Origin of the sequence: Halorubrum sp. FL23 (genome assembly GCF_052439115.2) — an archaeon.
Lineage (GTDB): Archaea > Halobacteriota > Halobacteria > Halobacteriales > Haloferacaceae > Halorubrum > Halorubrum persicum.
This window is the reverse complement of sequence record NZ_JBQVRO020000002.1, coordinates 380836-394326: the sequence shown is the minus strand read 5'-3', so window position 1 is coordinate 394326 and position 13491 is coordinate 380836. Positions and strand designations below refer to the sequence as shown.

Sequence of the window (13491 nt, the reverse complement as noted above, 5' to 3'; positions counted from 1 at the left end):
CTCGGTTCTTGATCCGCTAGTCACGCCGCGTTCAGCCGCCGACCCGTGCATAGGATTGATGGTATTCGCAACTCCACAATGACGATTCGATATACCGAAGAACGGTTTATGAGTTCCGTATCCGAACGTGTTCGGGCGCGTTTCGCGGCCGTGGGAACCCTCGAAAGCGGGTTCGGTGAGTCGTGCGTACTCCGGGTATGGTCGAGAAGACGGACCGAACCGGCGGATCGGACGGGGCGCGCTCCGCGGACGGCCGGCGCTTCGAAGTGTTCGTCCGCGAGGAGGAGGCGGACCCGCTCCGTCACGTCGGCACCGTCGCGGCGCCGACGCCCGACGCCGCCCACGAGGAGGCGAGCAAGCTCTTCGCGTGGTACGCCCGCGACGTGTGGGTGTGTCCCGCCGACGAAACGCACCGGTACTCCGCCGAATCGCTCGCGGACGAGGAGTCGGCGGCCGAGGCGGGCGGCGACGGGGAATCCGGCGACCCCGACGCGGCGGGACGCGATCCCGACGAACCGCGCGTCTACGAGGAGACCGAGGGAGCCCCGACGGTCTCGTGCGGCGGGGCGCCTGTCGACGACACGGAGGGGTCCCGATGATCTCCGTCAGCAAACTCCTCTGCGACCTCGACGCCGAGAGCGACGGGCTCCGGTACGACGCCGCCGACGGATCGAAGAAACCCCAGATCACCGACGACAAACAGCAGCGCCCGGTGGTCGTGTGGAACACCACGAAGCGGTGTAACCTCTACTGCGAGCACTGCTACGCGGCGGCCGACCAAGCGGGCGCGCCGAACGAGCTCTCCACCGCGGAGGGGAAGGCGCTCATCGACGACCTCGCCGACTTCGGGGTGCCGGTGCTCCTGTTCTCCGGCGGCGAACCCCTCGTCCGCGAGGACCTTCCGGAGCTGGTCGCACACGCCGCCGACAGCGGCGTTCGTCCCGTCCTCTCGACGAACGGCACCCTCCTCACTCGCGAGAACGCCCGCGAGCTGAAGGAGGCGGGACTCAAGTACGCGGGCGTCTCGGTCGACGGGCTCCCCGAGCGCAACGACCGCATCCGGGGCGAGGAGGGCGCGTTCGACGCCGCCGTTCGGGGGATCGAGGCGTGTCTCGACGTGGGGCTCAAAACGGGGCTTCGGTACACGATCACCGAGCACAACGTCGACGACCTCGCCGGCGTCGTCGATCTCCTCGTCGACGTTGGCGTCGACCGGTTCTGCTTCTACCACCTCGACTACGGCGGTCGCGGCGCCGACATCGCCGACGTGGACCTGAGCCCCGAGGCGACGCGGAAGGCGGTCACCGACCTGTGTGACCTCACCCGCGAGTACCACGACTCCGGCGAGGAGATCGAGACGCTGCTCGTCGGCAACTACGCCGACGCGGGCCACCTCGTCGAGTACGCCGACCGCGAGATGGGGACCGACCGGGCGCGGCTCATCCACCGGTACCTCCAACGCAACGGCGGCGATCCGACCGGCGAGCGCGTCGCCGACGTGGACCCGGTCGGCAACGTCCACCTCACCCAGTTCTGGCAGGGGTACTCGCCCGGAAACGTCCGGGACCGGTCGTTCGGCGCGATCTGGTCGGACGAGTCGAACCCGCTGCTCGCGGGGCTCCGCGAGCGCGAGGACCACCTCTCCGGGAAGTGCGCGGAGTGCGCCTATCGGGGGATCTGCCGCGGCGGCTCGCGGCTCCGCGCGCTGGCGGCCCACGGCGACCCCTTCGCGCCCGACCCGAAGTGTTACCTCACCGAGGTCGAGCGCGACGGGAACGCGGCGATGAGCCGGATCGAGGGCGGCTCCGCGGCCGACGCGGACTGAGGCCCCGGTCGGTCGCCGTCGGGAGTGGTCGACGCCCGACCGCGCCTCTCCGGAGGCTCCTCGGCGGTGCCGCACGTCTGAGAGCAGCGCCCGTCGGACCGACGAGCGCCGCGCACCTCATCGCTCGATCCCGTCGAACACGTCGGTGACGAGCTTCGCCTGCGCGGTCCGCAGGCGCTGTGAGAGCGCGGACTTGCTGATGTCGAGCTCGGCGGCCAGGTCCCCGAGCGCCACGTCGCCGTCGTCGTCGAAGTAGCCGCGGACGACGGCGAGTTCGAGCCCCTCCCGCTGTTTCGGCGTGAGTTCGGAGAGGTCGAACGTCGCCTGCTCGGTCGCCTCGGGCCCCTCGACGACCGCGAGCCGGACCAGCCGAACGTAGTCGAGCGTCTCCCTGAGCGCGCCGACCACGTCGCGAACCGTGTCCCGGTCGTCGACGTAGGTGGTCACGAGCATCGTCCCGCCTTCGACCCGCTGGACCTGCGGCACGCAGCCGAACCGCTGGAAGGTCCGGCAGAGGCAGTCGTCGGAGACCTCGCCGCGGGCGCGCACCGGCCCGTCGCCGTCGACCGGCTGCACGTCGGCGGTGCACTCGTGGCCCACCGCGTTGACGGCCACGTCGCTGGCGTCGGGGGTCTCGGAGACGATCGGGCAGTCCCAGTCGTCGCTCGGATCGATGTCGAGGTCGACGCGGAGTCGACGCTCGTCCCCTGCGACTTCGGCCATGGAGTTACTTGACCGCCCGGCGGCTTAGCGGCTCGGCGGATCCCCAGTGTCCGAGAACGCGTGCGACGGGCGTCGGCCCGCGCGTGGCCGGCCCGAGCGCGTGGTAGTCGAACGCGGCTGACGGGAGTCCGGCCCCGCTCCTGCCCCCGTCAGATCCCGCGCCGTTTATGTGCCGCGCCGCGGTGAACGGAGATGACGTGCGCGAGACAGCACGCGGAGCCCTCGAACTGGCACGCCTCGGCAACTGCGTCGCCGCCGCGGTCCTCACCGCGACCGGGGCGTTCGTCGCCGGCGCCGGCGACGCGCTCGCCCCCGCGGCGATCGCCGCGGTCACCACCGCGTTCGCGGTCGCCGCCGGCAACGCGATCAACGACTACTTCGACCGCGAGATCGACGTGATCAACCAGCCCGACCGTCCGATTCCGCGCGGTGCGGTGTCGCCGCGGGGCGCGCTCGGGATCTCCGCCGTCTGGTTCGCGGCCGCCGTCGTCCTCGCGCTGGCGCTCCCGCGGCTGGCGCTCGCCATCGCCGCCGTCAACCTCGTCGCCCTCGTCACCTACACGACGGTGTTCAAGGGGACGCCGGGGCTCGGCAACGTCCTCGTCTCGTATCTCGTGGGGTCGACCTTCCTGTTCGGCGGCGCCGCCGTCGGCCGCCCCGGGGCGGTCGTCGTCCTCGCGCTGCTCGCGGCGCTCTCGACGTTCGCCCGCGAGGTGATCAAAGACGTCGAAGACGTGGTCGGCGACCGCGAGGAGGGGCTCCGGACGCTTCCCGTCGCGATCGGCGAGCGCCGGTCGCTGTGGATCGCGGCGGGGTCGCTCTCCGTCGCCGTCGCCGCCAGCCCGCTCCCGTACCTCACCGAGACGTTCGGCGGCGCCTACCTCGTCCTCGTCGGGGTCGCCGACGCGGTCATGCTGTACGCCTGCTACGAGGCGTTCGCCGACCCGACGGCGGCCCAGCAGCGATTCAAGTACGGGACGTTCCTCGCGGCGGTCGCGTTCGTCGTCGGCCGGGCCGCGTTGTTGGTTTGAAACGGAGACGGAAACGAGCGTGCGCGTTGGCCGACAACGTGCGGTCGCCGACGCCGTCGTGCGATCGCCGACGATTCCGTGCGATCGCTACCGCTGTCGCTCTTCCAACGAGATCGGCAAAAATCAGCGATACGTCGCTCGCTCGACGGCGGACGGTCAGGTGACGGTCACGCGACGTTGAAGCCCTTGTCGCGGAGGAAGTCCTCCACGCGACCCGAGTGGTTCCCCTGCAGCTCGATGGCCCCGTCCTCGACGGTGCCGCCGCAGGCGAACTTGGACTTGAGGTCCGACGAGAGGGAGCTCATGTCCACGTCCTTCGGGTCGAATCCTTCGATGACCGTTACCTCCTTACCGTACCTGCGCTCGTCGATGCGGATGCTGATCTGCTGGGACTCCTTCGCGACGTCCTCGCAGACGCAGAGTTCCTGGGGCAGTCCGCACGTCGAGCAGACTTCCGACATTACGGCTGAATCTACATGGTGCCCGTATTAAATAGTGTCGGGAGTGCGGCCGTCGCACACGCCGAGTGCGGCGACCGCTCACCCGCGCCGCGGTCACTCCCGGGTGAACAGCCGGCCGATCACGGGCGTCCGCTCCAGCGCGAGCCGGCGGACCGTTCGCCGCGCCTCGTCCGCCTCCGCGCGCGTCACCGCTCCGGCGTACGTCGCCCGCTCGTAGGTCTCGCGGACCGCTCCCGCGCGCTCGTCGACGGAGCCGTCGCGGAGCGGGAGGTCGTCGAGGTACGCTCGCGGCGTCTCCCCGGGTCGCCGCTCCCGGTAGCGCCGGGCCAGCAGGTGTTCCAAATCGGCGAACGCCCGCTTCGCGTCCTCGGTCGGCTCCCCGCGCCCCCAAGGCGTCCGGATCCGGACGGCGCGGCGCGCGCGCCCACCGAGGCCGAGCCGCCGCGCGCCGGCGACGCCGATCGTCACGACGAACAGCCAGTACGCGACCGCCTCCCGCGACGGGACCGGCAGCCCGTCCTCGTCGCCCTCGCCAGCGCCCGGGCCGCCGACGCCGGCGGGCGTTCCCTCTTGGATGAGCCGCTCCTGTGGGAACCCCCCCTCGGCGAGCGAGGCGCCGGTCCCGTTGGCGTCGCCCGCCTCGTCGCCGCCGGCCCCGTTGCTCCCGTTCGCCTCCCGGGACGGCTCGCCTTCCGCGCCGGCGGGCGCGTCGTCCCCCGGGTCCGGCGTCGGGCCGCCGCTCGGCTCCGACGCCGCGGTGTCGACCCCCGCTTCGTCGCTCTGGCGGGCCTCGGCGAGCCGTTCGTTCCGGGCCTCGGCGCGCTCGCTCGGCGGGGTCGGGTCGAACGCGACCCAGCCGTGGTCCGGGAAGTACACCTGCACCCACGCGTGGGCGTCCTGCCCGCGGACGACGTACCGGTCGTCGCCGACCCGATCGCCCTCGGAGTAGCCGGTCGCGAACTGCGCCGGGATCCCCTGCGAACGAAGCATCGCGACCATTGTCGTCGCGAAGTACGTGCAGTAGCCGGCGTCCATCTCGAAGAGGAACGCGTCGGCCACGTCGCCCTCGGGTTTCTCGACGGCGAGCGAGTAGTCGTACTCCTCGATCAGGTACCGCTCGATCGCGGCCGCCCGATCGTAGGGGTTCTCCGCGTCCGCCGCCTCGACGATCGACTCGGTGCGCTCGCCGACCCGGTCCGGCGTGCTCTCCGGAAGCTGCGTGTAGCGGTCCTCGATCGCGGGGTCGTACGCCGCGCTGGCGTTCCGGAGCGCCGCCGGCTCCGCGTCGAGCACCCGGCTCTCGACGGTCGTCGACTCGCCCGGCCGTAGCGCGGCGCCGAGCCGGAGCGTGCCGCGCTCGTCGACCTGCACGGCCGAGGCGCCCGCGCCGCGCACGTCCACGGCCTGCCACGGCGCGGGGACCGCGGTCGACTCCACCCGCGCGGTGACCGTGACGTTCGCCGCCGTCGTCTCGCCGGGCGGCCCGTCGAGCGAGCCGTCCAGCGTCGACCGATCGCCCGACCGCACCCAGCCGTCGCCGGTGTAGGTGTCGTAGGCCGCGACGTGCCAGTTCGACGCGACCGGGCTCTCGATCTCGTACCGCACCTCGGGGGAGAGCCGCGTCGGGCCGACCACCTCAACCTCGTCGCCGGCGCCGAGCGACGACTCCAGCGTCTGGCTGCGGTCGCCCGTCCACGGCTGCGCCGTGGCCGCCGGCAGCACGGTCACCGTCGCGCTCACGAGGATCATCGCCGCCAACACCGCGGCGAGCTGGTCGCCGTGGCTCCGGAGCGCGTCGGGCGTCGACAGCGTCGAGAGCCCGGCCGCGAGCGCGGCGCCGACGACGCCGACCAGCGCGGCCAGCCCTCCAGCGTCGCCGGTGCAGACGAGGAACCCGAGGGTTCCGCCGGCCACGGCGGTCGCCTCGACGTGGCGCCCCCGCCCGACGAGGTACACGACGAGGAACGTCGGCGCCGGCGCGACGGCGAGGATCCACACGTCCGCGAGCGCGAGCCGGAGGATGGAGAGCCCGGTCAGAAGCGACACCACGTCGATCGCGACGCTCTCGACCGAGAAGAGCGCCCGCCGGCTCGCGGGGACCGCGAAGTAGTACCCCGCGAGCGCCGCCGCGAACAGCGCCGCCGTCAACCGCACGGCGGTGCGCTCGGTGACGACCCGGGCGAGGACCGCGCCGGCGGCCCCCGCGACCGAGACGGCCGCGGCGGTGCGCGCCGTCCCGCCGACCACGTCGGTCGCCCCGAGGAACACGGCGAGGTACGCCGCGGTGACGAGCGCGACGCCGACGACCGCGGGGTCCGCGAAGCCGCTCCAGTCGTCCGCCGGCTCGTCGGCCGCCGCCCCGCCGAGGTCCGGAAGCGCTCCCGACGCGCGCCGTCTCGCGGCCTCGGCCCGCCCCCGATCCCCGGACGCGCGACCGCTCATCGCCCGCGCACCTCCGTCTCGGTCGGAGCGGCCGCCGCCGCTCTCGAACGCTCCGCATCGGATTCACCGTCCGCCGCCGCTCGGAGGTCGTCGACGGCGACGGTCCGCCCCCCGGTCCGATACCGCGCGCCGTCCGCGTCGGCGAGCACCGCTACGTCGGCGTCGTCGACCGCGACCGCGCCCGGACCGGTCACCGCCGCCAGCTCGAGCACGGCGCGTCGCCCCTGCGGTCCCGGCCGGACCGACACGCTCCCGGCCGGCAGCGTCAGGTCCACCGGGACCCCGTCGTCGAGCAGGGCGAGCGCGAGGCTCGCGGCCGCGCTCGCGAGGGCGTCGGCCCCCCCGCGCTCGCCGGCGGTCTCGCCCGCGATCGCCACCCGCCCGCGCCGCGTCTCCGCGGCGAACTCCTTGACCACGATCTCGTCGCGCTTCGCCGTCGTTGGCCAGTGCACGTCGCGGAGCGCGTCGCCGCGCGCGTACTCCCGCAGCCGGTCGAACTCCTCGCGCTGCCGGCTCGCGCCGACCGCGTCGTCGGCGTACAGCTCCCGCCGGAACCGCGCGGGGATCGGGTGGCAGACCGGATACGCGGTCGCCGCGTCCGTGTCGTCGACGACCACCTCGCGGTCGAAGAGCCCGAACACGTCCGTCGCGGTCACCCTGACCGGCCCCAGCCGGCGCTCCCCCCGTTTCAGATACCGGACCCGATACGTCACCGGCCCCTCCCCGATCGACGCGCGGATCGGCCCCTCGGGGCCCTCCAGCCCGTCGTCCGTCTCGTCGTCGATCGCCGCCAGATACGTCCCGGCGGCGCCGGCGGTCGCCGGTCGGAGCTCGATCCGGGCCTCGCGGCGCTCCCCGACGAACCCGTCCCGAGGCGGGACCCGGCGCACCTCGGGGTCCTCCACTCTCGCCAGCTGGACGTACCCGGCGACGAGCGCGACGACCCCCGGGAGGACGACCGCGTCGAGCGCGCGTCCGCCCGCCGCCAGCCCCAGGAGCCCGCCGATCACGCAGGCCGCGCCGACGACGCGACCGCGCCGGGTGAGGGTCGCCTTCGGCATCGGCTCACTCCACGGAGACCCGGTCGAGCGCGTCGGCGACGATCTCCGCGCCGTCGGCGTCGCCGGAGTCGGACCGGATCCGGTGGGCGAACACCGTCGGCGCCTCGGCCTGTACGTCGTCGGGGATCACGTAGTCGCGCCCGTCGAGGGCGGCGCGCGCCTGAGCGGCTCGCAGCAGCGCGAGGCTCCCGCGGGGGCTGACGCCGAGGCGGGCGTTCCGCCGGGTGTGGACCGCCAGCCGCGCCACGTACCGGCGCAGCGCCTCGGTCGCCTCGATCGCGGCCACCGCGGCCCGGGCGCGCCGAACGTCTCCGATCGTCGCCACCGGCTCGACCGCCTCGACCGGGTGGTCGCCGGCCATCCGGCCGATGATCTCCGCCTCCTCGTCCGTGTCGGGGTAGCCGAGCCGGATCTTCTTGGTGAACCGGTCGACCTCGGCGACCGGCAGGTCGTACGTCTGGCCGGGCTCCACGTCGTTTTGGGTCGCGATCACGCAGAACGGGTCCGGCAGCTCGCGGGTGTCCCCGTCGGTCGTCACCTGCCGCTCTTCCATCGCTTCGAGGAGGGCCGACTGCGTCTTCGGCGGCGCGCGGTTGATCTCGTCGCCGAGCACGACGTTCGCGAACACCGGCCCCGGCTGGAACTGGAACTCGTCGGTGCGCTGGTCGAACACGTTGACGCCCGTCACGTCCGAGGGGAGCAGATCCGGGGTGAACTGGACGCGCTTGAACGAGCCGTCGATCGAGCGCGCGACCGCCTTCGCGAGGGTCGTCTTCCCGACGCCGGGAACGTCCTCGACGAGGAGGTGGCCCCGGGCGAGCAGGGTGACCACGACGTGGTCGACCGCCTCCCGCTTCCCGACGATCACCTCCTCGACGTTGTCGGCGACGCGCTCGGCGAGGGCGGCCACCGCCGCGGGCTCCATCGCGGCGTTTCCGGCGTCCGCGGCGCCGTCGTCATCGGCGCTGCCGACGCCGCTATCGCTGTCACCACCGTCGTCGCCGTCGACACCCGGCCCCAGCGGCCCCGTCTCCCCCGGATCAGTCATCGGCGTCGCTCGTCGTCCACACCGTGGGTCGCGGGCCGAGCCGCTAGGCTCGGCCCGGGAACGCACCGCTCCGATCTGGGCGCACGCCGACCAGCCGGAGAGACCATGCGAGTGGCACCCATTGACATAGATGTATCTCGGATTAGGATGGAAGCGGGATATGCGTTCCGCCGAAACGCCGTGTCGGCGTCTCTCCGACTACCTCTGGACGCCTCCGATTCTCCTCGACCGCCGTCGCTCGCGCACGTTCCGACCGCCCTCGACGGCCTACGGCTCCCGCACGTTCCGGCCGACCGGCTCGCCGAACGACTCCGCGCCGGTGACCGGGTCCCGCTCGTAGACGACCTCGCCCCGGACCGTCGTCAGCTCCGGGAACACGCCCAGCAACCCCTCGAAGGGGGTCCAGCCGGCCGCGCCGTGGAGCGCGCCGGCCTCGATCTCGCGGGGGTTCGTCAGGTCGACCAACACGAGGTCGGCGTCGGCGCCCGGCTCGATCCGACCCTTGCTCTCGATCCCGAAGATCGACGCCGGGTTGGCGGCGACCACGTCGCGGACGCGCTCCAGCGAGAGGTTGCCCTTCCGCACCGACTCCAAGAGGAGCGGATAAAGCGTCTCCACGCCCGGCACGCCGCTCGGCGCGTCGGCGAGCCCCTGCCGCTTCTCGGCGACCGTGTGGGGCGCGTGGTCGGTGGCGACCACGTCGATGTCGCCGTCGCGGAGCCGCTCGAAGACGCCGGCTCGCCGCTCCTCGGAGCGGAGCGGCGGGTTCATCCGCCCGAACGTCCCGAGCCGCCCCGCGTCCTCGCGCGACAGGAAGAGGTGGTGCGGCGTCACCTCGCAGGTCGCGCCCGCGTCGGTCACCGCGTCGACCCCCTCGGGCGTCGACGTGTGCGCGATGTGGACCTGCGCGTCGCTCTCCGCGCCGGCCTCCAGCGCGCGCTCGACCGCCGCGGCCTCGGCCTCGGCGGTCCGGTAGGCCGACCACGCGTCGGCGTTCGCGGCGGTGCCGACGCCCCCGAGGTCGCCGTCGAGCGCGCCCTCGTCGAACAGGGTCTCGTCCTCCGCGTGGACCGTGACGGGCACGTCGCGGGCGGCGGCCTCGGCGAGCGCCTCCGCGAACAGGTCCAGCGCGATCCCCATCTCGCCGGTCGAGTCGGCGAGGAACACCTCGCCGAGCGCGAACAGGGGGCGCTCGAAGAGGCTCTCGGGGTCCCAGTCGGCGGTGACGCCGCCGTTGATCCCGTAATCGACGAGCGCGGGCGCGGCGAGGTCGGCCTTCTCGTCGAAGGCGTCGCCGTCGACGGTCGGCGGCGAGGTGTTCGGCTGGTCGACGACGGTCGTGACGCCGCCGGCGGCCGCGCCCCGCGAGCCCGAGGTCCACGTCTCCTTGTGGCTCGCACCCGGCTCGCGGAAGTGGACGTGCACGTCGACCGCGCCGGGCAGGAGATGGCGCCCCCGCGCGTCGACGACGCGCTCGCCCGCGTCGGCGTCGAGGCCGGCATTCGTCGGTTCGACCGCGTCCACCGTCCCGTCGCGAACCCGAACGTCGCGGACCCGCCCGTCGGCCAGCTCCGCACCCGTGATGAGCATGGGTACGCGCTCGCGGCGCGCCGCTTAAACCGTGTGGTTCGGACGCCTCGGTCGCGGCGGTCGAGACCTCGGCGGATCCGTGAGGACGACGCGCGGCCCACCACAAAGCGTTTGTCGGGCGCGAGACCCAGTTGCGGTATGGCCCTCCCCCCGCTTTCCGCGCTCTCCGCGGTTCCCGTTCGCCCCGACCCTCACACCGTTCGGTCCGGCCTTGACGCCGTCCCCGTCGGCGACCTCGCTCCGGTCGCCGCGGCCGTCCCGGCGGTCATCGACACGGCGATCGGCTGGCTCTTCACGCTCGTGCTGGTCGCGCTCCCCGGCGTCGTCGCCGCCGTGTGTTGGACCCCTTTCCTGCTCGCGGCGCGGTTCCGGGCGCTGTTCGTCGCGCTCCCGCCGGCGGACCGGCTCGTGCCATCGTACGTCGGCGTCGCGCTGGCCCTCTCGGTCCCGTACCTCGCCGGGATCCTGCTCACCGTCGGACTCGTCGACTCGGCGGGCCCCGGCTGGAGCGAGGGGTTCATCGACACCGCGCTGTTCGGCGGGATCGGCGTCGGGGCCGGCGTCCCGGCGCTCGCCGTGCTCGGGCTCCCGCGGCTCGGCGTCGACTGGGACCCGACCGGATACGGGCCGGGGACGTGGGCGCTTCTCGTCGCCGCCGGGCTGTGGTACGCGCTCGTCGCCGCGGTGCCGCTGATCGCGCTGTCGATTGGGCTCGCGCTACCGGGCGGGTACTGACAACGACCGTGGCCGGGCCGGCACGGCGGATCGCAGGGGCGGTCCGGGCGCGTTCAGTACCGGGTGCATTCAGTACCGGCTGCGTTCAGTATCGTAACACTTTGTTGACCCGAGCGGGCTACCAGTCGACATGTTCCCCGCACCCCTCCGACTGTTCTTCGTCGTCGTCCCCCTCCTCGTCGCCGCGGGCGCGCTGGCGATGGCCGCGTTCCCCCGGCGGATGACCGCGTGGCAGCTGCGCTCCCCCGACGGCTCGACGCAACGGCTCGAGCCGAGCGGGACGCGGCTCCTGCTGATGCGGATCATGGGCGTCGTCGTCGCCGGCCTCGCGCTGCTCATGCTGTTCACGAGCCAAGCGATCTTCCCCTGACCGCCGATCCCGACCGATCACCGGTCGACCCCGTGCCAACCGGTGCCGACGCTCCGATACGGTTTTGGGTCGTCCCGCGGAATCCCCGACAAATGCTGTCTCGACAGTTCGTCCGGGAGAACCCAGAAGTCGTCCGCGAGGCGCTCGCCGACAAGGGCGTCGACGTGGACCTCGACCGGATACTCGACGTCGACGAGGAGTGGCGGGACCTGAAGAGCCGCGGCGACGACCTCCGGCACGAGCGCAACGAGGTCTCCTCGAAGATCGGCGAGCTGAAGGCCGACGGGAAGGAGGAGGCGGCCCAGGAGGCGATCGAGCACTCGCAGGAGCTCAAGTCGGAGCTGCAGGAGATCGAGGAGCGCGCCGACGAGCTGGAGGCCGAACTGGAGGCGTCCCTGCTCGAGCTCCCGCAGATTCCGGACGAGTCGGTGCCGGTCGGCGCCGACGAGTCTGAGAACCGGGAGCGGCGCCGCGAGGGGTTCGACGACCTCCGCGAGCTCCCGGCCGACGTGGAGCCGCACTACGACCTGGGCGAGGAGCTCGAGATCCTCGACTTCGAGCGCGGCGCGAAGGTCGCCGGCGGCGGCTTCTACGTCGCGAAGGGGGACGGCGCGCGGCTGGAGCACGCGCTGATCCAGTTCATGCTCGACGTGCACCGCGAGCAGGGGTACGAAGACGTGTTCCCGCCGATCCCGGTCAACTCCGCGTCGATGCGGGGAACCGGCCAGCTCCCGAAGTTCACCGAGGACGCCTACCGCGTCGAGGGCACCAACGAGGAGGCGTACGACGACGACGACCTCTGGCTGCTCCCGACCGCGGAGGTGCCCGTCACCAACCTCCACCGCGACGAGATCCTCCTGGGCGAGGACCTCCCGCTGAAGTACCAGGCGTACACGCCGAACTTCCGGCAGGAGGCCGGCGAGCACGGCACCGAGACGCGCGGCATCGTCCGCGTCCACCAGTTCAACAAGGTGGAGATGGTGAACTTCGTGCGGCCCGACGAGAGCGACGAGCGCTTCGAGGGGCTCGTCGACGAGGCCGAGGAGGTGCTCCGACGCCTTGAGCTCCCGTACCGGATCCTGGAGATGTGCACCGGCGATCTGGGGTTCACGCAGGCGAAGAAGTACGACATCGAAGTGTGGGCGCCGGCCGACGACATGGACGAGGGCCCCGCACGGGGCGGCCGCTGGCTGGAGGTCTCCTCGGTCTCGAACTTCGGTGACTTCCAGGCGCGCCGCGCGGGGATCCGGTACCGCGAGGAGCACCACGAGTCCGCGGAGTTCCTGCACACGCTGAACGGGTCGGGGCTCGCGGTCCCGCGGATCGTCGTCGCCATCCTGGAGTACTACCAGAACGACGACGGCACCGTCACCGTTCCCGAGGCGCTGCGCCCGTACATGGGCGGCACGGAGGTCATCGAGGGCCACGACGCGGTCGGCGAGTCGAAGCTGGGCGGCGAGTAGGCGTCCTCCGCCGAACTCGTCACCGCCGCTACTTGTTTTCGAGCGCGTCGAGGATACACGCGGAGGCGATGACCGCCTCCTTCGGCACGTCGCTGGCGTCGTCGATGGTGACGGTGTAGGCGTCGCGCAGGGAGAACTTCCCCTCGATGTCGCCGACGTGGTCGCCGTCGGCGTCGAATATCTCGTACTTGTTCGGGACGAGGTTCGCGGCGCCGACGAGGTGCCGGAGCGCCGCCAAGAGCTTGTTCTTCGACCGAATCGTCGCCAGCGCCTCCCCGGTCTCGGGGTCGCGGATCGTCCAGTTTTCCATGAACAGCGAGTAGTCCTCGTCGAGGACGACGACCTCCTCGCCGGTGCCCGCGTCGGTGATCGCGTAGTTCCCCGCGATGTCCATGATACCGCCCGCCTTCACCGAGAACGCGTCGTCGCCGTCGCCGGTGACGAAGGGGAACTCCTCTTTCAGTTTGAACAGCTTCTGTTTCCCGCGCAAGACGATGTCGCCGGCGCCGTCGTGGACGGTGTACTTGTTTCGGACCATCGACTGCGTCACCTCGTATCGGTCGCCGTCGAGGTCGACCGTGGAGATGTCGTACGCGCTCGGCGCGGACGGGGACCTGGAGGGATCGGTCATGGGTGTCGAAGCGCGTCACCGCCGGAAAAACCTCCCGCTCTCCCGACGGCGCCCGCGCCCGGACGCGGTGGCTCAAGCGATCGCCGTAGCCTTCGGCACCCCTTTTTCGCC

At 72.4% G+C, this 13491-nt stretch carries 13 protein-coding genes; 6 read left to right on the top strand and 7 right to left on the bottom strand.

The genetic code is table 11. The features are described from left to right. The first annotated feature begins 197 nt into the window (after positions 1–197). On the top strand, positions 198–599 hold the full coding sequence (locus ACT4MF_RS04175) for an Htur_1727 family rSAM-partnered candidate RiPP (RefSeq protein WP_099256632.1): 402 nt from the start codon (positions 198–200) through the stop codon (positions 597–599). Continuing rightward, the gene (locus ACT4MF_RS04170) at positions 596–1825 is read left to right on the top strand and encodes a TIGR04347 family pseudo-SAM/SPASM protein (protein ID WP_444681824.1); all 1230 of its coding nucleotides are present in this window, start codon (positions 596–598) and stop codon (positions 1823–1825) included. Before ACT4MF_RS04175 ends, ACT4MF_RS04170 begins: the two co-directional genes overlap by 4 nt. A 117-nt stretch (positions 1826–1942) precedes the next feature. On the opposite strand, the gene ACT4MF_RS04165 is transcribed toward ACT4MF_RS04170, so the two are convergent. Continuing rightward, positions 1943–2548, bottom strand: a complete 606-nt coding sequence (locus ACT4MF_RS04165) for a helix-turn-helix domain-containing protein (protein WP_099256634.1) — start codon at positions 2546–2548, stop codon at positions 1943–1945. 167 nt (positions 2549–2715) lie between these two features. Here ACT4MF_RS04165 and ACT4MF_RS04160 point away from each other — a divergent pair, with 167 nt between their 5' ends. Further along, positions 2716–3579 (top strand): geranylgeranylglycerol-phosphate geranylgeranyltransferase, encoded by an 864-nt coding sequence (locus ACT4MF_RS04160; RefSeq protein WP_444681823.1) that lies wholly within the window; start codon positions 2716–2718, stop codon positions 3577–3579. Between the two features lie 167 nt (positions 3580–3746). On the opposite strand, the gene yciH is transcribed toward ACT4MF_RS04160, so the two are convergent. The 5 genes from yciH to ACT4MF_RS04135 all read right to left on the bottom strand — a co-directional run bounded on the left by yciH (position 3747) and on the right by ACT4MF_RS04135 (position 10181). After that, positions 3747–4040 carry a stress response translation initiation inhibitor YciH gene (gene yciH, locus ACT4MF_RS04155; RefSeq protein ID WP_004046732.1) on the bottom strand — a complete coding sequence of 98 codons (294 nt, stop codon included), beginning with the start codon at positions 4038–4040 and terminating at the stop codon, positions 3747–3749. A 93-nt stretch (positions 4041–4133) separates the two neighbouring features. Further along, positions 4134–6482: a transglutaminase domain-containing protein gene (locus tag ACT4MF_RS04150; protein ID WP_444681822.1), complete on the bottom strand. Its 2349-nt coding sequence runs from the start codon at positions 6480–6482 to the stop codon at positions 4134–4136. After that, positions 6479–7543 carry a DUF58 domain-containing protein gene (locus ACT4MF_RS04145; RefSeq protein ID WP_444681821.1) on the bottom strand — a complete coding sequence of 355 codons (1065 nt, stop codon included), beginning with the start codon at positions 7541–7543 and terminating at the stop codon, positions 6479–6481. The genes ACT4MF_RS04150 and ACT4MF_RS04145 overlap by 4 nt, the downstream gene beginning before the upstream one ends. Before the next feature lie 4 nt (positions 7544–7547). Next, entirely contained in the window at positions 7548–8468 is a 921-nt protein-coding gene (locus ACT4MF_RS04140) for an AAA family ATPase (protein WP_394338371.1), read from the bottom strand. Between the two features lie 390 nt (positions 8469–8858). Further along, the gene (locus ACT4MF_RS04135; protein ID WP_444681820.1) at positions 8859–10181 is read right to left on the bottom strand and encodes a dihydroorotase; all 1323 of its coding nucleotides are present in this window, start codon (positions 10179–10181) and stop codon (positions 8859–8861) included. Positions 10182–10319: 138 nt separating this feature from the next. Between ACT4MF_RS04135 and ACT4MF_RS04130 the strand changes: the two genes are divergently transcribed. From ACT4MF_RS04130 to serS, 3 genes are all read left to right on the top strand, one after another. Continuing rightward, complete coding sequence (locus tag ACT4MF_RS04130; protein ID WP_245851748.1) at positions 10320–10916, top strand: DUF8162 family protein; 597 nt, start codon at positions 10320–10322, stop codon at positions 10914–10916. A 130-nt stretch (positions 10917–11046) separates the two neighbouring features. After that, positions 11047–11286, top strand: coding sequence for a DUF6199 family natural product biosynthesis protein (locus tag ACT4MF_RS04125; RefSeq protein ID WP_099256640.1), 240 nt, complete (start codon positions 11047–11049; stop codon positions 11284–11286). 92 nt (positions 11287–11378) lie between these two features. Further along, positions 11379–12749 carry a serine--tRNA ligase gene (gene serS / locus ACT4MF_RS04120; RefSeq protein WP_444681819.1) on the top strand — a complete coding sequence of 457 codons (1371 nt, stop codon included), beginning with the start codon at positions 11379–11381 and terminating at the stop codon, positions 12747–12749. 28 nt (positions 12750–12777) lie between these two features. On the opposite strand, the gene ACT4MF_RS04115 is transcribed toward serS, so the two are convergent. Then, positions 12778–13380 carry an LURP-one-related family protein gene (locus tag ACT4MF_RS04115; protein ID WP_444681818.1) on the bottom strand — a complete coding sequence of 201 codons (603 nt, stop codon included), beginning with the start codon at positions 13378–13380 and terminating at the stop codon, positions 12778–12780. Positions 13381–13491 lie beyond the last annotated feature (111 nt).